The sequence below is a fragment of the Arthrobacter sp. UYCu511 genome (assembly GCF_040547105.1).
GTDB classification, from domain to species: domain Bacteria; phylum Actinomycetota; class Actinomycetes; order Actinomycetales; family Micrococcaceae; genus Specibacter; species Specibacter psychrochitiniphilus.
This window is the reverse complement of record NZ_JBEPPB010000008.1, coordinates 74,269-99,196: the sequence shown is the minus strand read 5'-3', so window position 1 is coordinate 99,196 and position 24,928 is coordinate 74,269. Positions and strand designations below refer to the sequence as shown.

At 59.9% G+C, this 24,928-nt stretch carries 19 protein-coding genes; 3 read left to right on the top strand and 16 right to left on the bottom strand.

All coding sequences use genetic code 11. The annotated features are described in order from the left end of the window. Nucleotides 1-3 precede the first annotated feature (3 nt). From ABIB48_RS12205 to pdxT, 9 genes are all read right to left on the bottom strand, one after another. Nucleotides 4-2,352, bottom strand: a complete 2,349-nt coding sequence (locus tag ABIB48_RS12205) for a RelA/SpoT family protein (RefSeq protein ID WP_354213120.1) — start codon at nt 2,350-2,352, stop codon at nt 4-6. A 166-nt stretch (nt 2,353-2,518) separates the two neighbouring features. Next, nucleotides 2,519-3,523 carry a protein translocase subunit SecF gene (gene secF, locus ABIB48_RS12200; RefSeq protein WP_110106394.1) on the bottom strand — a complete coding sequence of 335 codons (1,005 nt, stop codon included), beginning with the start codon at nt 3,521-3,523 and terminating at the stop codon, nt 2,519-2,521. Next, nucleotides 3,523-5,289 (bottom strand): protein translocase subunit SecD, encoded by a 1,767-nt coding sequence (secD, locus tag ABIB48_RS12195; RefSeq protein ID WP_110106393.1) that lies wholly within the window; start codon nt 5,287-5,289, stop codon nt 3,523-3,525. The genes secF and secD overlap by 1 nt, the downstream gene beginning before the upstream one ends. Before the next feature lie 95 nt (nt 5,290-5,384). Further along, complete coding sequence (gene yajC / locus ABIB48_RS12190; RefSeq protein WP_306457009.1) at nt 5,385-5,783, bottom strand: preprotein translocase subunit YajC; 399 nt, start codon at nt 5,781-5,783, stop codon at nt 5,385-5,387. Nucleotides 5,784-6,039: 256 nt separating this feature from the next. Next, entirely contained in the window at nt 6,040-7,200 is a 1,161-nt protein-coding gene (ruvB, locus tag ABIB48_RS12185; RefSeq protein ID WP_354213117.1) for a Holliday junction branch migration DNA helicase RuvB, read from the bottom strand. Nucleotides 7,201-7,202: 2 nt separating this feature from the next. Then, nucleotides 7,203-7,835, bottom strand: coding sequence for a Holliday junction branch migration protein RuvA (gene ruvA, locus ABIB48_RS12180; protein WP_110106391.1), 633 nt, complete (start codon nt 7,833-7,835; stop codon nt 7,203-7,205). Between the two features lie 77 nt (nt 7,836-7,912). Then, complete coding sequence (gene ruvC / locus ABIB48_RS12175; protein WP_354213147.1) at nt 7,913-8,500, bottom strand: crossover junction endodeoxyribonuclease RuvC; 588 nt, start codon at nt 8,498-8,500, stop codon at nt 7,913-7,915. 3 nt (nt 8,501-8,503) lie between these two features. After that, nucleotides 8,504-9,259: a YebC/PmpR family DNA-binding transcriptional regulator gene (locus ABIB48_RS12170; protein WP_110106389.1), complete on the bottom strand. Its 756-nt coding sequence runs from the start codon at nt 9,257-9,259 to the stop codon at nt 8,504-8,506. 2 nt (nt 9,260-9,261) lie between these two features. After that, nucleotides 9,262-9,948: a pyridoxal 5'-phosphate synthase glutaminase subunit PdxT gene (gene pdxT / locus ABIB48_RS12165; protein ID WP_502914132.1), complete on the bottom strand. Its 687-nt coding sequence runs from the start codon at nt 9,946-9,948 to the stop codon at nt 9,262-9,264. A gap of 132 nt (nt 9,949-10,080) precedes the next feature. On the opposite strand from pdxT, the gene asnB reads away from it, so the two are divergent. The 3 genes from asnB to ABIB48_RS12150 all read left to right on the top strand — a co-directional run bounded on the left by asnB (nt 10,081) and on the right by ABIB48_RS12150 (nt 15,571). Next, on the top strand, nt 10,081-12,765 hold the full coding sequence (asnB, locus tag ABIB48_RS12160) for an asparagine synthase (glutamine-hydrolyzing) (protein ID WP_354213116.1): 2,685 nt from the start codon (nt 10,081-10,083) through the stop codon (nt 12,763-12,765). 93 nt (nt 12,766-12,858) lie between these two features. Beyond that, a complete protein-coding gene (locus ABIB48_RS12155) occupies nt 12,859-14,886 on the top strand; it encodes a M3 family metallopeptidase (RefSeq protein WP_354213114.1) in 2,028 nt (675 codons plus the stop codon). 4 nt (nt 14,887-14,890) lie between these two features. After that, nucleotides 14,891-15,571, top strand: coding sequence for a GNAT family N-acetyltransferase (locus ABIB48_RS12150; protein ID WP_110106386.1), 681 nt, complete (start codon nt 14,891-14,893; stop codon nt 15,569-15,571). A 61-nt stretch (nt 15,572-15,632) separates the two neighbouring features. On the opposite strand, the gene ABIB48_RS12145 is transcribed toward ABIB48_RS12150, so the two are convergent. The 7 genes from ABIB48_RS12145 to ABIB48_RS12115 form a co-directional block, all read right to left on the bottom strand. Next, nucleotides 15,633-16,526: a dihydrodipicolinate synthase family protein gene (locus ABIB48_RS12145; RefSeq protein WP_354213111.1), complete on the bottom strand. Its 894-nt coding sequence runs from the start codon at nt 16,524-16,526 to the stop codon at nt 15,633-15,635. A gap of 196 nt (nt 16,527-16,722) precedes the next feature. Beyond that, nucleotides 16,723-17,625 (bottom strand): pyridoxal 5'-phosphate synthase lyase subunit PdxS, encoded by a 903-nt coding sequence (gene pdxS / locus ABIB48_RS12140; protein ID WP_354213110.1) that lies wholly within the window; start codon nt 17,623-17,625, stop codon nt 16,723-16,725. A 110-nt stretch (nt 17,626-17,735) separates the two neighbouring features. Then, nucleotides 17,736-18,362, bottom strand: coding sequence for a phosphatidylinositol phosphate synthase (gene pgsA, locus ABIB48_RS12135; protein ID WP_315913814.1), 627 nt, complete (start codon nt 18,360-18,362; stop codon nt 17,736-17,738). After that, a complete protein-coding gene (locus ABIB48_RS12130; protein WP_110106383.1) occupies nt 18,362-18,940 on the bottom strand; it encodes an HIT family protein in 579 nt (192 codons plus the stop codon). Before ABIB48_RS12130 ends, pgsA begins: the two co-directional genes overlap by 1 nt. After that, nucleotides 18,937-20,946: a threonine--tRNA ligase gene (gene thrS, locus ABIB48_RS12125; RefSeq protein ID WP_315913671.1), complete on the bottom strand. Its 2,010-nt coding sequence runs from the start codon at nt 20,944-20,946 to the stop codon at nt 18,937-18,939. The genes ABIB48_RS12130 and thrS overlap by 4 nt, the downstream gene beginning before the upstream one ends. A gap of 74 nt (nt 20,947-21,020) precedes the next feature. Next, the gene (locus ABIB48_RS12120; protein ID WP_315913670.1) at nt 21,021-24,461 is read right to left on the bottom strand and encodes a DNA polymerase III subunit alpha; all 3,441 of its coding nucleotides are present in this window, start codon (nt 24,459-24,461) and stop codon (nt 21,021-21,023) included. Beyond that, on the bottom strand, nt 24,454-24,855 hold the full coding sequence (locus ABIB48_RS12115; RefSeq protein ID WP_110106380.1) for a hypothetical protein: 402 nt from the start codon (nt 24,853-24,855) through the stop codon (nt 24,454-24,456). The genes ABIB48_RS12120 and ABIB48_RS12115 overlap by 8 nt, the downstream gene beginning before the upstream one ends. Nucleotides 24,856-24,928 lie beyond the last annotated feature (73 nt).

Below are 24,928 nucleotides of genomic sequence, written 5' to 3'. Positions count from 1 at the left end.
GCCCTAGGCACGGCGGTGCGAGCCGGTGGCCCGGTAGACGTCAAACACCCCGTCAATGCGACGCACCGTATTCAACACATGATCCAGGTACTTGGGGTCACCCATTTCGAACGCGAACTTGGACAGCGCCACACGGTTGGTGCTGGTGTTGACACTGGCCGCCAAAATATTGACATGACACTCAGATAAAACCCTAGTCACATCCGAGAGCAGGCTCTTGCGGTCCAGGGCCTCCACCTGAATTTCCACAAGGAAGACACCCGATTGTGTGGGCGCCCAGTCAACGTCCACCAGCTTCCCGGGCTCGTTCTGCAGATGCAGGAGATTGGGGCAGTCCTGCCGGTGTACCGATATGCCCGAACCCTTCGTAACAAACCCTGAGATGGGATCCGGCGGAACGGGTGTGCAACACCTGGCCAGCTTAACCAAAACATCATCAACGCCGTGCACAATGACACCGGAGCTTGAGACACGTGAACGGGTGTTGGAGACATGATTTTTAACCGGTGGTGCCGCGTCTTCAATATCAACCAAGCCCATGGCCTCGCGCAGACGCTCCACAACTGACTGTGCCGAGGTGTGTCCATCACCCACCGCAGCGTAGAGTCCGGCAATGTCTTGATAGTGGAAGTGCTCGGTGATGGCCATGAGGGAATCATGGGTCATCATTTTCTGCAACGGCAGGTTTTGCTTGCGCATGGCCTTGGCGAGAAGTTCCTTACCCTTCTCAATGGACTCGTCTCGCCGTTCCTTGCTGAACCACTGACGGATCTTATTACGTGCCCGCGGGCTCTTGACGAAGTTTTGCCAGTCTTGGCTGGGTCCGGCGCCTTCGGCCTTGTTGGTGAAGATCTCCACCGTGTCACTGTTGGAAAGTTCACTGTTGAGGGGCACCAGCTTGCCGTTGACCCGGGCACCAATGGTTCGGTGCCCTACTTCCGTGTGAACAGAGTAAGCGAAGTCCACCGGGGTTGCCCCGGCCGGCAGCGCCACAACCTTGCCCTTGGGGGTGAAGACGTAGACTTCCTTTGCGTTCATTTCAAAGCGCATCGAATCCATAAACTCGCCCGGATCCGCTGTTTCACGCTGCCAGTCCATGAGCGAGCGCAACCACGTCATGTCATCTTGATTGGTGGCGGCCGGGACCTTACTGCCACTTTTGTACATCCAGTGCGCAGCCACACCATACTCGGCACGCTGGTGCATTTCTCTGGTGCGGATTTGAATCTCTACCAGCTTGCCGCCGGGACCCAGCACCGTGGTGTGAAGGGATTGATACATGTTGAATTTGGGCAGCGCAATGTAATCCTTGAAACGCCCTACCAGTGGTGTCCAGAGGGAGTGCACCTCGCCTAACATGGCGTAGCAGTCTCCCACGGTCTCCACGATGACGCGGACCCCGATCAGGTCATTAATGTCATCAAAGTCCTTGTTGCGGACCACCATTTTTTGGTAAATGGAGTAATAGTGTTTTGGCCGGCCGCTGATTTCGCCCTTGATCTTGGACACGCGCAAGACTCCTAAGAGTTCACGGCGGATCAGGCTCAACTGCTTCTCCCGCTCCGGTGAGCGGTCCTGCACCAGCCGGACAATTTCCTCATACACCTTCGGGTACAAGGCGGCGAAGGAAAGTTCTTCCAATTCCCACTTCATGGCGTTCATGCCGAGGCGGTGAGCCAGGGGGGCAAAAATGTCCAGCGTCTCCCGAGCCTTTTTACTCGATGACTGGGCTGAGACAAACCGCCACGTGCGGGCGTTGTGGAGCCTGTCAGCGAGCTTAATGACCAGAACACGGATGTCCTTGGACATGGCGATGACCATTTTCCGCAAGGTCTCAGCCTGAGCGGCCTCACCGTAGTCCACCTTGTCCAATTTGGTGACGCCGTCTACCAATAAGGTGATTTCCTTGCCGAAGTCCCGCTCCAGTTCGGCAAGCGTATAGCGGGTGTCCTCAACCGTGTCATGCAGCAGCGCAGCAGCCAAAGTGCTGCCGCTCAAACCCATTTCCGCAAGGATGGTTGCCACAGCCACGGGGTGGGTGATGTAGGGGTCGCCACTTTTGCGTTTTTGGCCCTCGTGGTATTTTTCTGCCACCGAAAAGGCGCGCTGAATTAGATCGAGGTCTTCCTTGGGATTCTTGGCACGCACAATGCGCAGCAAGGGTTCCAGGATGGGTGCGTAGCTTTCCGCTGACCACCCGGTCAGGCGTGCCAGACGGGACCTGGTGCGTTCACGGCGACCAGGAAAAGTGGAGCGACTATTTGCTGGCCGAGGTTCAGAACCCTCCGTGGCGGACGCAGCTTGCTCGCCCGAACCAGTTACCAGCTCATGCGAGGGTGATTCTTCGTTCAACGCATTGCCTCCCTCACACATGTAGCTTCTGTGCGCCCCCAAGGCGGGGCATTAACCCATTCTAAGGTGCCCGCAGAGCAATGTTGACCAAAACAGGGCCGGGACCGAAGGCGTACCATTCGGTCCCGGCCCTGTGAGGATGCCGGAGGCGGTAGTGCTGTGAACCTTAGGTGGTAGCGCTCACTGCAACAGCTTCGTTGGCACGGCGCTGCTGAACTTTCTTGGCCTGCTTGGCCAGTTCCGGTTCACGCTCACGAAGCCATGAGTACAACGGAGCTGCCACGAAGATGGTGGAGAAGGTACTGACAATAATTCCGATGAACAGGGCCAGTGAAAGGTCCTGCAATGTTCCTGCACCCAGGAGCAGTGCACCAATGAACAAGATGGAGCCAACCGGCAACACTGCCACCATCATGGTGTTGATGGAGCGCACCAAGGTCTGATTCACCGCGAGGTTAACCTCCTCGGCAAAGGTCCGGCGCACGGATTTAGAAATGTCCGCCGTATTTTCTCGAATCTTGTCAAAGACCACCACTGTGTCATAGAGCGAATAGCTCAAAATGGTGAGGAATCCGATGATGGCTGACGGTGTCACCTCAAATCCTGAGGCTCCGTAGATACCGGCCGTGACCACCATAACCACCAGCATGCCAACAATGGCCGCAATGGACATCCGCCAGGTGCGGAAGTACAGGGCCATCAAGACGGTGGCCAAGAGTACGAACACAATGAAACCAATGACTGCCTGGCGTGAGACATCCTGTCCCCAGCTAGGGCCCACAAAGGTTGAAGTAATGTGGTCCTCGGTGACACCATAGGCGGTCTTCAAGGCGTCCTTGACGGCGATGGTCTGATCATCGCTTAGCCTGTCGGTTTGCACCTGCATGGTGTCGCCAGCAATGTTGGTCACCACGGCTGCTGTGCCAGGAACGGCCTCGGCAACAGCTTTTTCACCAATGGCAACATCCGTGTGGGCAACAGCAGAAACCGTGAACTGGGAACCGCCACGGAACTCAATACCAAAGTTGAAACCGCCGCCAAGCAGTGGGATCAGAATGGAAAGCAGAATGGCGACTCCGGCGATGCTGAACCAAATCTTGCGCTTGCCAATGAACTCGTAGGACCGTTCACCGGTATACAGTTCATTGCCGAAAGTGGCGAAACTCTTCATTATTTGCTCTCCTTCGAGTCGCTGGAACCGGATTCGGCGGCTCCGGCGCCCCCGCTGCCAACCATTTGGGCTTCCTTGGCAGCTAACCGCCGCTCAGCGATGGTTTGGCGACGTTCGGCCTCTCCTGCTGCACGGACATTCTTGCCCTTGGCAACGGCTGCGCTTTCCTCGGGTGTGCGGAAGCGGCCGGCTCCGCGGTATAGCGGAATGGCGCCAAGCTGCTTCGGGTCAAGACCTGAGAAGTGGTGGCCTTCCCCGAAGAACTTGGTACGTGCCAGCAACTGCAGGGTGGGGTGGGTGAACATGAAGACCACAATGAGGTCAGCTACTGCCGTGAGGCCAAGGGTGAAGGCGAAGCCCTTCACACTGCCTACGGAGACGAAGTACAACACCAGTGATGCCAAAATATTGACGGCCTTGGAGGCAAGGATGGTGCGCCTGGCACGTTCCCAACCGTTCTCCACGGCCGCAACCAGGCCCCGTCCGTCCCGCAATTCATCCCTGACGCGTTCAAAGTACACGATGAACGAGTCAGCGGTCTGACCGATGGCCACGATAATGCCCGCCACACCTGCCAGCGAGAGCCGGTAGTTTTCCGCCCAGCCCAGCAAAATGATGGCCAGGTACGTGATAACACCGGCAATGACTAGGGAGAAGATTGTGACAAAGCCCAGTGCACGGTATTGGAACAAGGAGTAGATGACAACGAGTCCAAGACCAATCAAACCTGCCAAAAGGCCCATTTCCAACTGCTGCAGACCAAGAGTTGCGGAGATCTGGATTTCGCTTTGAATCTCAAAGCTGATCGGCAATGAACCAAACTTCAGCTGATCCGCCAGCGCCTTGGCACTTGTCTCGGTGAAGTTGCCGGTGATGGAGGACTGGCCGTCGGTGATAACAGCCATGGATGAAGGTGCTGAAATGACACTGTCATCCAAGACGATGGCAAAACGGGCCTGCGGGTCATCCGGGTTGGCCAAGTACTTTGTGTGCAAGCGTTGCGTCACGGTCTTGAATGCTGCGGCACCTTCAGGCTTTTCCAAGGTCAGCTGCACCGACCACTCATTGGTGGTGGCACCCTGTGCGCCAGCTTGCAGGCCATAGGAGGCGGTTTTGATCCACTTGCCCGGAATCTCCACCGGCCCAAGGATGTATTTGATGCCGGAGTCCGGCTCACAGCTGATCAAAGGCTTGGCTGGATCCGACGTTGTGGGCCGCTCGGTCAGCGGCGGAATGCAGCTGGTAGCCTCAAATTCCTTCATGAGGGCAGCATCAACCCAGTTGGGATCGCTGGCGTTCAACGGCGCAGCAGTCGGCACGGGGAGCTTGTCCGCCGGAGTCCGCTCTGCTTCCGGAACGGCACCGCTAGGAACCTGGGTGGCCGCAATGACGGGGCGGAAGTTCATGTTGGCCGAAGCCTTGATGAGGTTGCGTTCCTCGTCGGTAGGCTTGCCTGGCATGCTCACAACAACGTTACTGCCGCCCTCAGTGGAGATCTGGGCTTCGGAGACACCAGAACCGTCCACACGCTGACGAATAATGGACACAGCTTGGTCCAGTTGTTCGGAGGTAATACTGCCCGCTCCTTCAACCTTGGGCGCCAGAATCATCTGGGTGCCACCTTCAAGGTCTAGGCCAAGCTTTGGCGCCCAAGTGGCGGCGCCAGAAAGCACACCAGCACCTACTGCCAGGGTGCATGCAATAATGAGCGCCGCGAGCCACAGAAGAGTTCTGCGGGCCGTGGACGCCGGACCTGTTCGTGCCATCAAGGGATCCTTCTATTGGTCACGGGATTGTGAACATGGCAATGCTGCTGCATCTGGACCATACGTAGACGCAGCAGCTGCCAACCCGGATAAGGCTAGTTGTCTTTGTTGTTGTCTTTGTTCAAGCGCTCAAGGGTTTCATCAACGGACTCCCCTGCATCAGGGGCCTTATCAAGGTTCAAAGTCAGCGATGAGGCATCGTTGGGCACGGTAGCGCTGATGTCTTCAGCGCCCTGGGGCTCAATGATCTTGGCAACCGTCTGGCTGTGCACAGTGGCTGTGGTGCCGGGAGAGATCTCGAGGATGATCTGATTCTCTTCCTCATCAATGGCCAGGACCTTGCCGAAGAGACCAAAGTTGGTCATGATCTCAACGCCGGGCGCCAGCTTTGAGCGCTTTTCTGCCGCGGCTGCCTTGGTCTTCTTTTGCTTGCGCATCATCATGATGATGAGCAGGCCAAACATGGCGAACAAGACTAGTGTCATCGGGTCCATGAGAACCCCCTGAGGGCGAAGTTGTTGGCCAAAACACTACTGAGAGACACAGCTGAGGTTCCATTCGTTAGGAAAAAATTTCAGGCCCGGCTACGGCGCAAACGTGCCGGACGTCATACCAGTGTAGAGGGTAAAGCTGAACGTAGGATGATAAACCACCCGCAATAGCCAGAAATTACACGCACGAACCCGAAATGGGCCGGGAACCACGCAGCCGGGACCGTTTTGGGCCCACGGGCAACGCCAAGGTAGGCGTTCAGCCTTCTCGTGGCTCTTCTTCGAAGGGAAGCATAGCGGCGGCAACCGCGTTGCCCGGCATTTTCAAACCGAGGTGCTCCCAGGCGGCGGGCAGAGCTATGCGGCCACGTGGGGTGCGTCCCAAAAGTCCTTCCCGTACCAGGAAGGGTTCAGCCACCGTCTCCACAGTTTCCGGCTCCTCCCCTACGGCAATGGCCAAGGTGGATAGCCCCACGGGTCCACCATTGAATTTGTTGACCAACGCTTGCAGCACGGATCTATCCAGCCGGTCCAACCCGCGGGCATCAACTTCATACATATCCAAGGCCGCAGAGGCCGTGCGGGCGTCAATGGATTCAATGCCGTGAACCAGAGCCCAGTCCCGCACCCGGCGCAGAAGCCTGTTGGCAATGCGGGGAGTGCCGCGGGAACGTCCGGCAATCTCCGAAAATCCTGCGCTGGTGAGCCGCAGGTCCAACATGCCGGCGGAGCGGCGCAGCACTAGCTCCAGTTCCGCCACCGAATAGAACTCCAAATGGCCCGTAAAACCGAAACGGTCACGCAACGGTCCAGGTAGCAGCCCGGCCCGTGTGGTTGCACCGACCAAGGTGAAGGAGGGCAGTTCCAACGGGATGGCAGTGGCTCCGGCGCCCTTGCCAACAATGATGTCAACCCGGAAGTCCTCCATGGCCATGTACAGCATTTCCTCGGCTGGACGTGACATGCGGTGGATTTCATCCAGGAACAGCACCTCGCCCTCGGTGAGTGAGGAAAGAATGGCTGCGAGGTCGCCAGCGTGCTGAATGGCCGGACCTGAGCTGATCCGCAAAGGAGCGTTCATTTCTGCAGCGACGATCATGGCCAACGTGGTTTTACCCAGTCCGGGCGGGCCCGACATCAGCACGTGATCAGCACTGCGGCCCCGGATTTTGGAGGCTGCCAGCACCAGTCCCAGCTGCTTGCGGACCCGCTCCTGGCCAACAAAGTCATCAAGATTCTTGGGCCGCAGGGCCGCTTCGAGCTCTCGCTCTTCGGGCTCAGCAACGGGCCCGGCCAGTTCACTCGCGGTGTTGCGGGCTAACCCGCCGCTCCCCGCTGAACCGCTGCTCCCCGCTGAGCCGCTGTTGCCGATGCTGATCTGCCCCGGCAACAACGGAATCGACTCTTCGTTGGCTGCCATTCTTAGCGCACACCGCCCTTGCCCCTAGTGTTGTCCTGGCCGAGCCTGCGCAGCGTGGCACGGAGAACGGCGGGCACATTGGCGCCTTCAGCGAGTTCGGGCTCTGCCGTCACGGCGGCATCGATGGCTTTGAGGGCGTCCCTTTCATTCCAGCCCAGACTGGTCATGGCAGCCACCACTTGATCCTTCCACTCCATGGCCGGAGCAGCCACGGTGGCGGACACAGCCTCCCCCGTCGGTTTTAGTTTGCCCTTGAGTTCAAGGACAATGCGTCCGGCAACTTTGGGGCCTACTCCGGGAACCTTGGTGAAGACCTTGCCGTCACCGGCATCAACTCCCAAGCGAATACTTTCAGGCTCAAGGACGGCTAGGATCGCTAGCGCCAGCCGCGGCCCAATGCCGCTAACGCTCAGGAGCGTGTCAAAGACCTCGCGTTCGCCCACGTCGGCAAATCCATAGAGAGTCATGGAGTCCTCACGCACAATCATTGCTGTTGTGAGGCTCGCTTCCTCACCTTGGACCAAGGCCCCCAGGGTCTTGGGTGTGGCATGCACCAGCATGCCCACGCCATTGACGTCAATGACTACCTGGGACAGCGAAAGCGCAGCCACCGGCCCGCGGACAAAACTGATCATTGCAACTGCTCCTGACAAATTCCAAGGTTGGGCTGCTTTAGCTTAAGCCCAGTGTAATCGAACATACGTACTAGCAACTAGTGCCAGGTTGCCCCCGGCGCTTCCTTGTTCTTGGTGACCTTCGATTTCCGTTCGGCTTCACGCCAAAGCTGCTGGGCCGCCGTCGTACTTTGGCTGCCACTGGCAAAAGAGGCACCGCTGCGCCACGCATGGGCAATCGCCAACGCCAGGGCATCCGCGGCATCAGCCGGGCGCGGCGGCTGGTCCAGGCGCAGCAGCCGGGTGACCATAGCGGTGACGTGCGCCTTGTCAGCGCGGCCATTGCCCGTCACCGCAGCTTTAACCTCCGACGGCGTGTGCATGGCTACGGGGATTCCTCGCCGGGCGGCCGCAACCATGACAACCCCTGACACTTGGGCCACGCCCATCACGGTGCTGAGGTTGGTTTGGGCGAAGACCCGTTCAATGGCCAAGACATCGGGTTTAAACGCGTCCAGCCACTGGTCCACCGCTTCCGCAATGACCAGCAGCCGGGCTTCCAGGCTTAATTCATGCGAGCTGCCCACCACCCCCACGCCTACAAGGGTGGCTTGGCGGCTGGCAGCGACGTCAACAACGCCGAGCCCGCACCGGGTCAAGCCCGGATCCACTCCTAGGACACGCAGGTCCTAGTCCTCCTCGAGAGCCGCAAGAACGTCCGCGCTCATGTCTGCATTGGAGTAAATGTTCTGGACGTCATCAAGGTCTTCGAGCGCGTCGTAGAGCTTCATGAACTTGCGGGCATTCTCAACGTCGAGCTCAACCTGCATGGATGGGACAAAACCTGCCTCATCGCTCTCGTACTCAATGCCGGCCTCGGTCAACGCGGCACGGATGGCGGGCAGGTCCTGGGGGTCGGAGATGATTTCAAAGCTTTCGCCCTCATCTTTAACCTCTTCGGCGCCGGCTTCCAGCACGGCCATGAGCAGGTCATCTTCGGTGAGCCCGTTCTTCGGCAAGCCCACAATGCCCTTGCGGGTGAACATGTAGGCCACCGAGCCGGGGTCCCCCATGTTCCCGCCGTTACGGCCAACGGCCAGGCGAACCTCGGAGGCTGCCCGGTTCTTGTTATCTGTGAGACATTCGATCAAAATGGCCGTGCCCTGCGGGCCGTACCCTTCATACATGATGGTCTGGTAGTCAACGGCGTCACCGAGCAGGCCCGCTCCGCGCTTGATGGCGCGATCAATGTTATCTGCAGGTACCGAAGTCTTCTTGGCCTTGGTGACAGCCAATTCCAAGCCAGGGTTACCGGCGAGGTCCGGCCCACCGCCACGTGCAGCAACTTCAATGTTCTTGATGAGCTTGGCAAACGATTTAGCGCGGCGGCTATCAAGAATGGCCTTCTTGTGCTTGGTTGTTGCCCATTTGGAGTGGCCTGACATAGTTACGCTTCTCCTCTAATCATTCGAATAAACAGTTCATGGATGCGGCGCTCCCCTGTCACTTCCGGATGGAAGGAGGTAGCCAGCAAATGCCGCGAACGAACGGCGACAGCACGAACTTCAAAATCAATCCTATCGTTTTGCCCGGCTTCTGGCAGTTTTACGCTCGCAAGCACCTGCACACCGGCCCCCACCCGCTCCACCCAGGGCGCCCGGATGAACACCGCATGCATCGGCGTTTCGGCCTGCCCTGCCGGTGCCAAAGCCGTGAAGTCGAGCTCCGTTTCGAAGGAGTCCACTTGACGGCCGAACGCATTGCGCCGCACCGTGACATCCAGGCCGCCAAGGGTTTGCTGCGGGTTCCCGGCTAAATCGGTGGCCGGATCCGCAATTTCATTGGCCAGGAGGATCATCCCGGCGCAGCTGCCATAGACGGGCAGACCAGCCTGGATGCGTTCTCGCAAAGGCTCCCGCAGCCCAAAAATCCGGCTTAGTTTGTCCATGGTGGTTGACTCGCCGCCGGGAATAATGAGACCGTCCACGGCGGCCAGCTCACTTGGGCGGCGCACCGAGACGGCAGTGGCACCACAGTCCGCCAACGCCTTGAGATGTTCACGCACGTCACCTTGGAGCGCCAGGACACCGATCTTGAGGCCCTTACCGGGCGTGATTGCGGAGTTATAATTCACACTTACATCATAAGTGGGCGCTATCTCACACAGATAACTTCCGTTACTCGCCGAGCGCGGTGGGCCGCGAGCGTGCCGCAAGCAAGTAGCATTGTCGGCAGGACTGACGTACTAAAGATGAGGTAAGTAAGTATGTGCGGAATTGCCGGTTACTACGGTTATGGGGAAGACGAATCCCTATTGCAGCAGATGAATGCGTGCATGGTGCACCGAGGCCCCGACGGCGAGGGCATTTATACGCAAGGCAACGTAGGGCTGGCACACCGTCGCCTCTCCATCATTGATGTGGCCCACGGCCAGGAGCCAATGTTCAGCGCCGACGGTGAAACGGTGCTGGTCTACAACGGCGAGGTCTACAACTACTTGGCCCTGCGTGCCGAGCTGGAGGCCCTGGGCCGGAGTTTCACCACCAACTCGGACACCGAAGTGGTCCTCCAAGCCTACGAGCAGTGGGGCGATGATGCCTTTGATAAGTTCAACGGCATGTTCGGCTTTGCCATCCACGACCGCCGCAACAACCGCCTGGTTCTGGCGCGCGATCACTTCGGCATCAAGCCGTTGTACTTCGCCACCGCCGGTACCCCCCAGGCGCCCACCTTGCTGTTCGGCTCCGAGATCAAGCCTCTGCTGGCCACCGGCAAGATCGCTGCAGAAGTGGATGAGCGGATCCTGTTCCGCTACCTGCAGTTCCGGATTCACGACGACGAATCCAGCACCTTCTTCGCCGGCGTGCAGAAGCTCATGCCTGGCGAGAAGCTGGTGCTCAACACTGTGGATTCCGAGGCCGGACCGGCCGGAACCGCCACCATCAGCAAGTACACGCGCTTCCAGGAAGAGCTGGCCGAACTGGCCAAGATTGAGACCCCGTACTCCCAGGCGGTCATTGACGAATACAAGGAACGCTTCACCGAAGGTGTGCGCCTGCGTCTTCAGTCTGAAGTACCTGTGGGCACTGCCCTGTCCGGCGGACTAGACTCGTCCGCCGTCGTGGTCACCATCAACAAGCTGATGGCGGAAAACGCGGCTGCCACGGACTCCCTCGGAGCCAAGCAGCAAACATTCTCAGCCATTTTCCCCAACTCCATCAACGACGAGGAAAAGTACGCGGACGCCGTGCTGGCCCGTTGTGAGGGCAATGTCATCAGCCACAAGATTCTTCCCAAACCGGGTGAATTTGTGGATGATCTGGAAGATTTTGTGCGCACCATGGAGGAGCCCATTATCTCCTCGGGCCCTTACGCCCAGTACCAGGTGATGCGCGAGGCCTCCAAGCATGTCACGGTGCTGCTCGATGGCCAGGGTGCCGATGAGATGATGGCCGGCTATATCCCTTACTACTTCGCGTACCTGCGCCAGTTGAAGAGGAAGGGTCAGAACGCGAAGTTGGCCAAGGAACTGGCTTCCAGCTCAGATATCTTGTTCCGGCTGGCCCGGTTCCGGATTCAGGGCATGCTCAGCTTCAAGAAGGAAGTCGGCGTTTCTGCGCTGTTGAACAAGAAGTTCACGGCCAAGTACAAGGCCGAGAAGTTCTCCAACATCCCGGATAACTTGAAGCTGCGCCTCATTGACGACCTGTTCCACAAGTCCTTGCCAGCTGTGCTGCGCTACGAGGACAAGAACACCATGCGCTTCTCCTTGGAGGGCCGTGTGCCGTTCCTGGACAAGGAAGTGGTGAAGTTCCTGTTCAGCCTTGATGACGAATCCATCATCAAGGGCGGCTGGAACAAGCGCATTTTGCGTGACGCCACCCGGGAGCTGCTGCCGGAAATGATCAGCAACCGCCGCAATAAGATTGGCTTCACCACCCCGGAGGCGGAGTGGTTTGGGCACATGAAGGAAAAGATCTACGAGATCTTCCTCTCCACCTCCTTCGGTAACCGCCCCTACTGGAACCAGGATGCCGTCATTTATGCGTTTGAGGAACTCCTCAGTGGTAAGAGTGGCGGTTCCACCATGGTGTTCTGGCGCCTGATCAACACCGAGCTGTGGCTGCGTGAGTTCTTTGACGAGCCCGAGATCAAAGCCGGCATTGAGGGCAAGAGCGATTACATTCCCAACGCGGACAAGCAGCTGGAGATCACCGTCCCCAACGGCGCCGGCACCTTCCGCCGTTACCCGCTGCGCACTGAGGTTTTCTACAAGGAAACCGACTTTGACCCGGCGGTCATGAAGTACGTCAAGCGTTACTTTGACGGGCTGCCCACGGCTGGCGGGGACCATGGTGAGGCTACCGCGGATACGCCGTGGTACTTGTTTGTCTCGGAAAAGATTGTGGCCATGACGCAGGGCCGCTCCATCCCCGTGTGGGATATCAAGGTCTCTAACGCGGCACGTATTTTCTCCAAGTTCGTGACCCGCAACCCCGGCGGTATTGGCTTGGCCAGTCCCTGGTCCATGCAGCTGGCCATTGATGAGGTTGGTCTGCCCAAGATCATGTACGCCTCGGCGCGCTCGGTCATCGGCAAGTTGCAGGGCAAGTCGGGCGTGTTCTACGAAGTTGTTGGCAATAACATCAACGCGATCGACGGCGCGGCCGGCTATCAGGTGGGTACCTCTACTCACTCGGTCAAGTACGCTCCGATTGACCCCGACGGCGTGGCCGCCCGCCTGAGCGCTTTGGTGCGTGCCTCGGTTCCGGCCGAATTCGCGGCAACGTTTGCCGGTACCGCCATCATGGACGCCAATGATCTCGGTGTTGTGGCACTGGGCCATGACACACAGTTAACAAAGGCCGTCTTGGAAGACATCTTCCGTGACAACCCGCAGGGCCAGACCACCGAGACCACTCCCATGTCCCTCGTGTTCACCCAGAAGTAAGCCACCGCATCCTTTAGCGGCACCCTCCCAGGGACGACGGCGAAACTCTCGTTTCGCCGTCGTCCTTGGGTTAATCCATGAAAGAGTTAAGGCATGACCGAGGAAAACTCACCCAACCCGTTTTTGATGGCCAGCAGGCTCGATTGTCAGCTGCCAGACTTCGCCGCCATTGACGTGGTGCATTACCTGCCCGGGTTCGAGGCTGGCTTTAGCGAACAGTTGGCTCAGATCGCCTCCATTACCTCCGACCCGGCCGCGGCAACTTTTGAGAACACCGTGCTGGCCATGGAGCGTAGCGGTGCGATCCTGACGCGCGTGGCGAACGTGTTTTTCAACATTGCCAGCTCCCATGGGACCGCGGAGATTCAGGCATTGGAGGCTATGGTTGCCCCCCGGCTCGCCGAGCATGAGGATACGGTATTGCTGAACGGTGCCTTGTATGAGCGGATGCTCGCGGTGCCTGCTGAGGGCTTGGATGCTGAATCGCTGCGCTTACTGGCTGAGTACCGCAAGGCCTTCACGCGGGCAGGTGTGGCGCTTCCAGAGGAGTCACGGGAGCGCTTGCGGGAACTCAATGCTCAGCTTTCCTCCCTCAGTACCAAGTTTTCCCAACTCGTCATGCAGGCCGGGAACCAGGCTGCCCTGCACATTCAGGATGTGGCCGAACTCGATGGGCTCAGTGCTGATGACGTGGCAACGGCTGCTGCCGCGGCCCGGGCTGCCGGTCATGCGGAGGGATATTTGCTGACGCTGATCTTGCCCACGGCCCAGCCGGCCCTGGAGGTGTTGACTAACCGGCAGACCCGACAGAAGCTGCATCTGGCCTCGGTGGGCCGTGGCAGTGGTGGCGGTGGCGATGCGGCCGTTTTGGGTTTGGCCGCCACTATGGCTTCGCTGCGGGCCGAAAAGGCTGCGCTGCTTGGCTTCTCTTGCGAAGCTGAGCGTTCCATTGAACCGCAGACGGCACCGTCGTTGGCCGCCGTGCACTGCATGCTGGCCCCTATTACGGCAGCGGCTGTACGCAATGCCCGTTTGGAGGCAGAGAAGCTGGCTGCCACGGCCGGGCACTTCATCGAGGCTTGGGACTGGGCTTTTTACTCCGAGCAGATCCGCCGCGATGAGTACGGTGTGGATCAGGCCGCACTGCGCCCTTGGTTTGAACTTGACTCGGTGCTGGAAAACGGCGTCTTTTATGCGGCCACCCAGCTCTACGGAATTACTTTTAGGCGCCGAAGTGATCTCATCGGCTACCACCCTGACGTTCGTATTTGGGAAGTCAGCAATGCTGATGGCTCCGTGCTGGGTCTCTTCCTGGGCGATTTCTATACCCGGGCAACCAAACGTGGAGGGGCCTGGATGAACTCCTTCGTAGAGCAGTCTTTCCTTGAGAACACTCATGCCGTGGTGGTTAACAACCTCAACATTCCCCAGCCCCCGGCCGGTGAACCTACGCTGTTGACCTTCGATGAAGTGGTGACCTGCTTCCACGAGTTCGGCCATGCCCTGCACGGCTTGTTCTCCGCTGTCAGCTACCCGAAGTTTTCCGGGACCAATGTTCCGCGGGACTTTGTGGAGTATCCCTCACAGGTCAATGAGATGTGGATTCTCTGGCCAGAGGTGCTGGCGAACTACGCCAAGCATCACCGAACGGGCGAACCACTACCCGTTGGTACGGCGGAGAAGCTTCAGGCCGCAGCCTTGTGGGGTCAGGGTTTTGCCACCACCGAATACTTGGGCGCCACCTTGTTGGATCTGGCGTGGCACGAGCTCGCCCCCGGTGCCCCCGTAGCAGATCCATTGGCCTTCGAAGCCGCGGCCCTTGCCGCAGCGGGTGTGGATATTCCCGCCGTCCCGCCGCGCTACCGGACCGGCTACTTCAACCACATCTTTGCTGGCGGTTATGCGGCCGGCTACTACTCCTATCTTTGGTCCGAGGTGCTCGACGCCGACACTGTGGCCTGGTTCAAGTCCAACGGCGGGCTGACGCGTACCAACGGTGAGCATTTCCGCAGCACCGTGTTGAGCCGTGGATTCTCTGTTGACCCTTTGCTCGCCTTCGCCGACTTTGCTGGCCGTGCTGCCGATACCGCTCCTTTACTTGCCCGACGGGGGTTGGTCTAAGCACATGGTGACACTTGCAGATTGTCAACGTACACAGCACGCATGGTTCCGTGCACTAGCCGAAGCCACCGGTGGACGGGCGTTTTCCACGCACCGCATGGACTGGGTGTGGCTGCCCGAGACCCGGGAAATGCTGTGCCTGTTCCCTTCCGAGATCACCGAGGCGGGCTTGGCGCCGGCCCTGGCCGAGGCCGAACGCCGTGGTGCCGCCAGTGTGGGTATTTGGATGAATGCCGCCATGCGTGAAGGCATTCTGCCGCAGTACCGTTTTGAGCGCGGCTGGCAGCCATGGTGGATGACCCGTGCGCTGGACGTGGAGACTGTTGCCAGCTCCAGCGAGGAAGCCGATCCGCGGGTGAGTCTGACGGCCCTTGTGGAACATCAGGTGTGGCTGGCCACGGCCCGCAGCGGTGATGATTGGGCCGGGCGCTCCTACGCGTATCTGCCACCGGATCAGGGCGCAAAGCATCTGGCGGGCATCTTTGACATGATCGTGGCACCGGAGCAGCGCCGCACCGGGCTGGGCACGGCCCTGTTGAATACGCTCTCGGAGGCTGCCTTCAACGCAGGTGCTGAACATCTGCTGCTCAACGCCACCCCTGATGGTCAACGCCTCTACCGCAAGTACGGGTTCGAACTCATCGGCAAGGGCCAAACCTGGTGGCTGCATCTCCCGCCTTCATGACGCTATCCCACCAATGGCGCCATTTTTCGGTTCGATATCGCAGTAGTTGGTGAATTTCAGGCTAGCTAAGTGCGGCCTGCAGCAGCTGCACATCCGCGCTGCCTGGCAGCCCAAACGGGCCCCGGGGATTCGCTGTTGCCACTCCCAACTCCCCCGCCAGCGCATGCAGGGCCCCCACCGAATGTCGCACTCCGGAGAGCGCCAAAGCCACGGCCTGTAACCGGGCTAGGCCGCTCCCCTGCTCATGCCCATTTCGGCTCCGGCTCCACACCTGCGCATAATCAGCTGGCATGAGCGCAGCCAAGCCCGTGTGCCAGGCATCGACGTCGGGCCTGTCAGCGAGCAGTTGCACATCCGAGCTGAGCCCGAGGGAAAAGTCCGGACCGGCGGCGTCCCGAAGCACACTGACCCGGGACACGATGTGCTCGCGGCGCATGGTTTCCTTCACGGCCACGACACGGGCCGTGTTGGCCAAATATGTCAGGGTTGCCGGTGTGAGGTCGTATTGGGTCTGGACGGGCTTGTTGTAAAAGCACAGTGGCAGCTCCGTCGCGTCGGCAACTTCGGCAAACAGCGTCCGCACTTCCCCATCAGAAAGAGGGTGGTAGGAGAAGGGCGCCACTAGCAGGCCGGCAGCTCCCGCCCGCTCAGCATCCTGGGAAAACTTGCGCACCTGACGGGTGGAGGCGGCACTGACGGCAGCGTAGACAGGAATAGGCGCATCCCCAGCCATGGCAGCACCCTCGGCGGCCTGAACTGCTGCCTCTACCACCGACTTCCGCTCGTCCCGGTCGAACGTCACTCCCGCGCCTGACGTGGCAAGCACGGTAATGCCGGAAACGCCTGCCCGCGCGGCATTGTGCACGAGGTGCGCCAAGGCACCCATGTCGGGTTCGTCGTCGTGCGTCAAGGGCGTGATGGGATAGGCGATCAAGCCGGTGAAGTGCCTGGTCATGGGTGTTATCCTCCGGTCAGGTGCGGTAGCGTTCTGGAAAAAAGGCCCGGATCTAACCGAGCGTTGGGGGTTAGTGGGGCAGCGGCGGTCATTAAGGCAGCGGCGGTATTTAAGGCAGCGGCGGTATTTAAGGCAGCGGCGCCGGGGAACTTTCGTCCCCCGGCGCCGCCAGCCTCCGCGTCAAAGCAACTGGCTGTTACCAGCCGCGCTCAGAGAGGCGGTGGGGCTCGGGGAGGTCGGCCACATTGATGCCCACCATGGCCTCACCCAGGCCGCGGGAGACGTTGGCGATCACGGACGGATCGTCATAGAACGTGGTGGCCTTGACCACGGCGGCGGCACGCTGAGCCGGGTTGCCGGACTTGAAGATGCCGGAACCGACGAACACGCCATCAGCACCGAGCTGCATCATCATGGCGGCGTCGGCCGGGGTGGCGATGCCGCCAGCGGTGAACAGAACTACGGGGAGTTTGCCGGAGGCGGCAACTTCCTTGACGAGTTCATACGGGGCTTGGAGTTCCTTCGCCGCCACGTACAGTTCGTCGGCAGGCAAGGCAGCCAGCTGGGCGATCTGGGTGCGGATTTTGCGCATGTGGCCCGTGGCGTTGGAGACATCTCCGGTGCCGGCCTCACCCTTGGAGCGGATCATGGCCGCACCCTCGTTGATGCGCCGCAGTGCTTCACCTAAGTTGGTGGCTCCGCAGACAAAAGGAACCTCGAAGTTCCATTTGTCGATGTGGTGCTCGTAGTCGGCTGGGGTCAGGACCTCGGATTCATCCACAAAGTCCACTCCGAGGGACTCCAGTACCTGGGCCTCCACGAAGTGGCCAATGCGGGCCTTGGCCATGACGGGGATGGACACTGCGGCAATGATGGCATCAATCATGTCCGGATCACTGGCGCGGGAGACCCCGCCCTGGGCACGAATATCTGCCGGGACGCGTTCCAGGGCCATGACGGCCACGGCGCCGGCATCTTCGGCGATCTTTGCCTGCTCAACGTTGACCACGTCCATAATGACGCCGCCCTTGAGCATGTCGGCCATGCCGCGCTTTACCCGGCTGCTGCCGGTCACGGGTGTTACCTCGGGTGTAGACACAAAAAACCCCTCTGGGAAGGAACGGAAAATTTTCTCGCACCCGTCAAACGTGACATGTTTCACGGGTGCGATCATTCTATTCCGAGCCCCAGAGGGGATAAAAACTAGTGTTACTGTCCCTCTGCGTTGCTGCCCGCCAACGCTTGGCGACGCACCGTCCCAATCCTCTGGAACACGGTCACCAGGCTGGCAATGGCCAACAGGACAAGCACCACGGCGAGCACGGCTTCGGGTATTCCCAGCCCTACCAGCCCGGTCGCCACGAGCACCACCACGAGCCTGTCGGAGCGTTCAGCAATGCCAACATTAGCGGTCATGCCCAGACCTTCGGCGCGTGCCTTGGCGTAGGAGACAATGGAGCCCAGCACCAGGCACGTCAGCGCCATCGCGGCAATGAAGTGGTTGTTGCCACCTGTGTAAAACCAGATGACAATACCGGCAAACACTGCTCCGTCTCCCACCCGGTCAAGGGTGGAGTCCAAAAAGGCACCCCATTTGCCCGAGCGGCCCAGCATCCTGGCCATGAGCCCGTCCACAATGTCAGAGAAGACAAACACTGTAATGACCACGGTGCCCCAGAACAGTTCCCCCAGCGGGTACCCGATCAGGGCGCCGCCGGCAACGCCTAAGGTGCCGATGATGGTGACGGCATCGGGTGAAACCTTCAGCCGCACCAGAAGTGTTGCGACCGGGGTGAAGATGGCGGCAAAAAGAGCACGCGCGTACTTGTTTAGCATCACTTCCCCTGTTCAGCGTTGTTCCAGGCCTCAGCAACCTGTTGGCGGACATCGCCTAGAGTTTGAGTGATGGCCTTGGTTCCGGCGATAATGGGCATGAAATTGCCATCACCACCCCACCGAGGCACCACGTGCTGGTGCAGATGGGCCGCTATGCCGGCACCTCCGGTGACTCCCTGGTTCATGCCCAGGTTGAATCCGGAAGGGTTGGCCACGTGCCTCAGAACCCGCATGGCTTGTTGTGTCAGCGCAGCAAATTCTGCGCTTTCCTCCACCGTTAGGTCCGTGTAGTCCGGCACGTGCCGGTAAGGGCAGACCAGTAGATGCCCCGGGTTGTACGGGTAGAGGTTCAGCACCACAAACACCAGCTTGCCGCGGTGGACAATGAGGGACTCTTCATCACTGCGCCCTGGAGCCTCGCAGAACGGGCAGTTGTGCTTGCCTGTAACCTGCTCCTGCCCGCCCTTGACATAGGCCAGCCGGTGGGGCGTCCACAGCCGTTGGAAGGCGTCCGGAACCCCTGGGAGTTCGAAATCATCTATTGCAACGGGATCGGACTCCCCACCAAGGCTGCTCACGCCGTGCGGTTCCGAACAGCCTCAACAATGCGGCGCACTGCTTCTTGAACAGGTACGCCGTTGTCCTGGCTGCCGTCGCGGAAACGGAAGGACACAGCGTTTGCGTCAGCGTCGTCCCCGCCAGCGATCAGCACAAACGGTACCTTATCCTTGCTGGCCGTACGGATTTTCTTGGGGAAGCGATCGCTGGAGATGTCCACCTCGGCACGGATGCCGGCCGCTTTAAGCTGCGCGACCACGTCAAACATGTAGTCATTGAACGCCTCAGCCACAGGGATGGCAACAACTTGCACCGGGGAAAGCCAAGCCGGGAAAGCGCCGGCGTAGTGCTCGGTCAGCACGCCCATGAAGCGTTCCACAGACCCGAACAGGGCGCGGTGGATCATGACGGGGCGCTGGCGGGTGCCATCGGCAGCCTGGTATTCCAGCTCGAAACGCTCCGGCAGGTTGAAGTCCAGCTGAATAGTGGACATCTGCCAGGTGCGGCCCAGCGCATCCTTGGCCTGGACCGAAATTTTGGGACCGTAGAACGCGGCCCCACCGGGATCGGCTACTAGTTCCAGCCCGGAGGCCGCAGCAACCTCGGCCAGGGTGTTGGTGGCTTCTTCCCAGATAGCATCGTCACCAACAAACTTTTCCGGGTTCTTTGTGGAGAGTTCCAGGTAGAAGTCATCTAGCCCATAGTCCTTGAGCAGTGAGAGCACAAAGTTTAGGGTTTCGGTGAGCTCATCTTTCATCTGCTCCTTGGTGCAGTAGATGTGGGCGTCGTCCTGTGTCATGCCACGCACACGGGTCAGCCCGTGCACCACACCGGACTTTTCGTAGCGGTACACCGAACCGAATTCGAACAGGCGCAGCGGCAGCTCACGGTAGGAGCGCCCGCGGGAGCGGAAGATCAAGTTGTGCATGGGGCAGTTCATGGGCTTGAGGTAGTAGTCCTGGCCGGGCTTGCGCACCGTGCCGTCCTCATTGAGTTCAGCATCCACATGCATGGCCGGGAACATGCCGTCCTTGTACCAGTCAAGGTGTCCGGAAACCTCGTACAAGTGGCCCTTGGTGATGTGAGGGGTGTAGACGAAGTCATACCCGGCTTCAACATGGCGCTTGCGCGAGTAGTCTTCCATCTCCTTGCGGATGATCCCGCCCTTGGGGTGGAACACGGGCAGGCCCGAGCCCAACTCATCGGGGAAGGAGAACAAATCAAGCTCCACACCGAGCTTGCGGTGGTCGCGGCGCTCGGCCTCGGCAATGCGTTCCTGGTAGGCCTTGAGGGCTTCCTTGGTGGGCCAGGCCGTTCCGTAAATGCGCTGGAGCTGCTGGTTGTTCTGGTTGCCCAGCCAGTAGGCGGCGGAGGTGCGCGTCAGTGCGAAGGCGTTGGAGATCAACTTCGTGTTTTGCAGGTGCGGGCCGCGGCACAGATCACACCACACCTCTTCGCCGCTCTTGCGGTCAATGTTGGAGTAAATGGTGATGTCCCCGGCACCGACTTCTACGTTGACACCTTCACCAGCGGCATCGGCGTCGGAAGCCTTGCCGAGCAGTTCCAGCTTGTACGGCTCATTGGCCATGGCCACGCGGGCTTCATCCTCGGAGACCACCCGGCGTGCGAACTTCTGGTTTTGGTTGACGATCTTGAGCATCATCTTCTCAAGCGTCTTCAGATCTTCCGGCGTGAAGGGCTCGGCCACATCAAAGTCGAAGTAAAAGCCGTCGGTGATGTAAGGGCCAATGCCGAGCTTGGCATCGGGGCGCAGCTGCTGCACGGCCTGGGCCATGACGTGCGCGGTGGAGTGGCGCAGCACGTCCAGTCCGTCGGGGGAATCAATGGTGACTGACTCCACGGAGGCGCCCTCGGCCAGTACGGCGGAGAGGTCCTTCAAGGTGCCGTCCATGCGCATGACAACAACGTCGCGGCGTTCAAAGAACAGCTCCGCACCGGTGGTGCCTGTGGCCACCGTAGTCGTCTCGCCGTCGACCTTGATGGTGATTTGTGAATCCACTGGCACGTCTAACTCCTTGTTTGTTATGTGCGGCTCCATATCCAAGCAACATACGGGGGTTGCTGTGAGCCTCCTTGATGTTATCGGTTTGCTGGCGCCCCAACCAACCCGGGCGGTGTGGGCAGGCGGGCAGTGTCCTGCAGGTCCCAAGCCTCCAGCGCCTGCACCGTGATCCCGCGGGGCCCGGTGCGCCGGGTCAGTCCGCGGATCAGCAGCATGCGGGTACCAAAGAGCAGCGGCCCGGATTTTTGCTGCGCTTGCGTGAAGAACGTGGTGTCAACGCAGCCGGTGCCGTCGTCAACACTGATGAACACCACCCGTTTGCCACCCCTCATGGGCGGGGTTTGGGTGGCCACCCGCACCCCGGCCACCAAAACCTCAGTGTTATTGCGCAGGCCAAGGAGTTGATCCGCCCGGCTCACCCCCAACCGGTCAAGAAGGGGTGCATAACTGTCCATGAGATGGCCACTGACATCCATGGAGAGCAGATCCAGCTCTGTGCTCACTATCTCAGCCAGACTGCTTTCTGGATGTCCGACGGCGAGCGCGCCCAGTTCCACATCATCCATGGGCAGGGCGAATTGCCCATGGATGGGGTCATTGGCCTTGTTGCTCTTATGGGCGGGCAGGCTGTTGACATGGGCCACTAGATCGGCACGATTGGCGGTACTTCCGGTGCGGTCCTTTGCCTGATTGTGCAACGGGTCAAGTGCGCCCAGCTGGGCCAACCGTTTCAAGGTGGGCCGGCTGAGTTTTGCTTTATCTCGCAGCTCCGCCAGGGAGCCGTACGGCTGACCCGCCACGATACGTTTCAACTCCGTGGCAGAGAGCCCGTATACCCCGGCCAAACTGAGCCGCACCCCAATCTCTCCGCTATCAGTGCGTTCGGCATGGTACTCACCGGCGCTGGCGTTAATGTCCAGGGGAAGAATGGGAATGCCCATGCGCCGGGCTTCTGCCACGAGCAGACGGCGCGGATACATTCCGGGGTCATGTTCCCATAGCCCCGCCATGAACTCGGCGGGGTGGTGCGCCTTCAGCCACGCCGATTGGTAGGTAGGGACGGCGAACGCTGCTCCGTGGGCTTTGCAGAAGCCGAAGCTTCCGAAGGCGGATAAGGTGGCCCACACTTCTTCGATCACGGCAGGGCTGTAGCCCTTGTGGGCGGCTTTGTCCCTAAAATACTTTTCCACCACGGGTTCCACCATCGCTTTGCCCAGTCCGCGCCGGAATTCGTCAGCCCGGGACAGGGTGCAGCCCGTCATGATGGCCAGGGTGCGCAGCACTTGCTCATGAAAGACGGTTACCCCGTGTGTTTCCGCCAGCACCGGGATGAGGTCCGGGTGGGCATAATGCGGTTGTGCGAATCCGGAGCGGCTTTCCAAAAATGGTTTGACCATGTTGGATTTCATGGGCCCTGGCCGGAAGAGGGAGATGTCAATGACAAGGTCGCTGAACTCGGTGGGGGCCATTTTCCCTACCAGTTCACGCTGCCCCGGAGATTCAATCTGAAAACATCCCAGCGTGTGGGTGCTGCGAATCAGCTCAAAGGTGGGTTCGTCGTCGAGAGGTATGGCGTCAAGGTCAATGGCTCCGCCCTCCCCCAGGAAGGGCGCGGCGAGGTCATGCCCGCCCTGGGCGGCCACTTCCTCCCGTGAAGGGTGCAAGCGGATGATCTCCTGCACCGCATGGGCCATGGCACTTTGCATGCGCACACCCAGGACATCGAGTTTGAGCATGCCCATGGCGTCCATGTCGTGCTTATCGAACTGGCTCATGGGCAGCCCCATGCCGCTGGGTTGGACGGGGGTGCGGCCCAGCAGGGTTGAATCCCCCAAGATCACTCCGCACGGATGCATGGAGATATGCCGGGGCAGGCTATCAAGCCGTTCTGTGACATCCACCAAGAGGTTCAGCGCCGGCGCCTGGGCCGCACCCTGGATCCCCTCCAGTTCAGTCTGGGACGGGGCTTGAAGGGACTGGTGCACCTGGGCCGCTAAATCACGTAATTCGGGTTTCTGCGCCAGGGCCTCCCTCAAGGAGCCTGCCGGGATCCGCCACAGCTGTTTGGCAATCTGATCGATGTCCGCCTTATCCAGCCCCAAGGCAAGTCCGGCATCTCTGACGGCGCCACGGGCCCGGTAACTGTTTTGCATGCTCATCAAAGTCACCCGCTTCGACCCGAAACGCTCAAAGATGCGTTTGTACACGTTGTGCCGTTGCGCACTTTCCACATCCAAGTCAATGTCGGGCAGGGTGGACCTGTCGTTGGAGAGGAACCGTTCAAAGAGAAGGTTGTTGGCGATGGGGTCCACAGCACTGATGCCCAGCAGGTAGTTAACCAACGACGACGCACCGGAACCTCGTGCGGCTCGGCGCACACCCATGCCGGCGATCATGTCCGATACTTCAGCCACGGTGAGAAAGTACGTTTCAAAGCCCAGCTCGGAGATGGTGCCCAACTCCACCGCCAACCTGTCCTTGACCTTTTCGAGCTTGCCGCCGGAAAGCCCGGCAAACCGTTGCACAAGCGCCGATTCCGTGCGCTGCTGCAATTCCCGGCCGGCAGTTTGCGTCAGCCCAAGCACCTCGCTTTCCGGGGTGTGCGGCTGTTTCCAGCCCAAATCTGTTGACGGATCAAGGCGGCATTTATCCGCCAGCTGTGCCGTGTTGGCCCATAGCCGGGCCAGCCCCGCGCTGCCGTAACCGCCCTGGGAGACAATGTCCCGTGCTATTTCTCCCATCTGGGCGGCACTTTTCAGCCATGCCTGCCCTGTGGGCTGCAGGGTGTTCAACGCCGCCAGGGAGGCGATGCTCTTGGCGGCGTCAAGCACATCGGCGATGGGCCCATCTTCTTGATTGACATAGCGGACGGCGTTACTCAAGACCGCTGGAACATCAAATTCCTGCGCCAATTTCACCATGCGCACAGCGTGGGTCGTGCTCAGCGGATCACCCGGGGCATTCAAATGGCTGGTGATTTCCGCCACAAGAGAACCAGCCGGCATGGCCTCTTTCCACTGCTTGAACTTGCTGCGGGGAAGCAAATATTTGCGGCTCTCCATGGCCTTACCCACGGGGGAATACGGACCCAGCAAAACGCTCAGCACGGGCCGCCCGGACTCTGGGTCCAGAACACCTTGCGCCAGTTGTGTCAGGGTCAGGCCTACCGGGCCCTTGGGCGCACTGTGCGCTGTTGAAATCAGCCGGCACAGTGCGCCATAACCGGCCCCGGGGCGTGCGGAGGCCCCGCCATGGGCCAGCACCACCACCCTGCCGGTGACCTCAATAACATCTCCAACCTCTTCACGGACAGCCACATCAACCCCAATAATCGGGTCGATCCCGGCGGCCATGCACGCCTTAACATGCTTAACAGCCCCATAGAGGCCGTCCCGGTCAGTGATGGCGAGCGCATCAGCACCGTCAGCTGCTGCGGCTTGGGCCATCTCCTCCGGCCACGAGACCCCAAAGTGTGCGCTAAAGGCCGTGGCTGCGTGCAAGTGGATAAAGTTACGCACCAAACCACTCCTCCGTGCCAGCTACTTCCACGGGCAGCACTTCCGCGTTCGCGCACTCCGGGGATACCAGCTCCTGCGCCTCCTTGGCCGCGAGGGGAACCCGGGCGTGAACTTTCATGACACGCCATCGCAGACTGGGCCGGTACAGCACCACATCCATTGTCAGGCTTTCTGCTTCGTCTTCCCGCAGTACCTGCAAACGCCATATCTGGACGTCCACATACCCCACACCTTCCCCAGGCCTTAGGCTTCTCTGGTCCGTCCACCAGGGCCGGCGCTGATACCAGTTCATGGGCGGGGCAATGACCTCATGAAGGAGCCCGCGCCACCACAACCGCAGCGGCTCCCCCTCCGGGGAGCATTCCATTGTGACGGCGTCCGTAAAGGTGCCCATGTGCGCGCTCCAATCTCCACCAGAACGGATAATCATGAGAGCTGTTCAGGGGGAAATAAATTATTAGTACATA

Excerpts from the sequence above, each read along its gene's own strand:
- ruvA (WP_110106391.1), bottom strand. The coding sequence starts at position 7,835 with ATGATCAGTTTTGTCCGCGGGCCGGTGGCTGCGCTTTCGCTGTCCCAG.
- ABIB48_RS12115 (WP_110106380.1), bottom strand. The coding sequence starts at position 24,855 with ATGGGCACCTTTACGGACGCCGTCACAATGGAATGCTCCCCGGAGGGG.
- pgsA (WP_315913814.1), bottom strand. The coding sequence starts at position 18,362 with ATGCTAAACAAGTACGCGCGTGCTCTTTTTGCCGCCATCTTCACCCCG.
- secF (WP_110106394.1), bottom strand. The coding sequence starts at position 3,523 with ATGAAGAGTTTCGCCACTTTCGGCAATGAACTGTATACCGGTGAACGG.
- ruvB (WP_354213117.1), bottom strand. The coding sequence starts at position 7,200 with ATGGCAGCCAACGAAGAGTCGATTCCGTTGTTGCCGGGGCAGATCAGC.
- ABIB48_RS12150 (WP_110106386.1), top strand. The coding sequence starts at position 14,891 with ATGGTGACACTTGCAGATTGTCAACGTACACAGCACGCATGGTTCCGT.
- secD (WP_110106393.1), bottom strand. The coding sequence starts at position 5,289 with ATGGCACGAACAGGTCCGGCGTCCACGGCCCGCAGAACTCTTCTGTGG.
- ABIB48_RS12155 (WP_354213114.1), top strand. The coding sequence starts at position 12,859 with ATGACCGAGGAAAACTCACCCAACCCGTTTTTGATGGCCAGCAGGCTC.
- yajC (WP_306457009.1), bottom strand. The coding sequence starts at position 5,783 with ATGGACCCGATGACACTAGTCTTGTTCGCCATGTTTGGCCTGCTCATC.
- asnB (WP_354213116.1), top strand. The coding sequence starts at position 10,081 with ATGTGCGGAATTGCCGGTTACTACGGTTATGGGGAAGACGAATCCCTA.
- ABIB48_RS12145 (WP_354213111.1), bottom strand. The coding sequence starts at position 16,526 with ATGACCAGGCACTTCACCGGCTTGATCGCCTATCCCATCACGCCCTTG.
- ABIB48_RS12170 (WP_110106389.1), bottom strand. The coding sequence starts at position 9,259 with ATGTCAGGCCACTCCAAATGGGCAACAACCAAGCACAAGAAGGCCATT.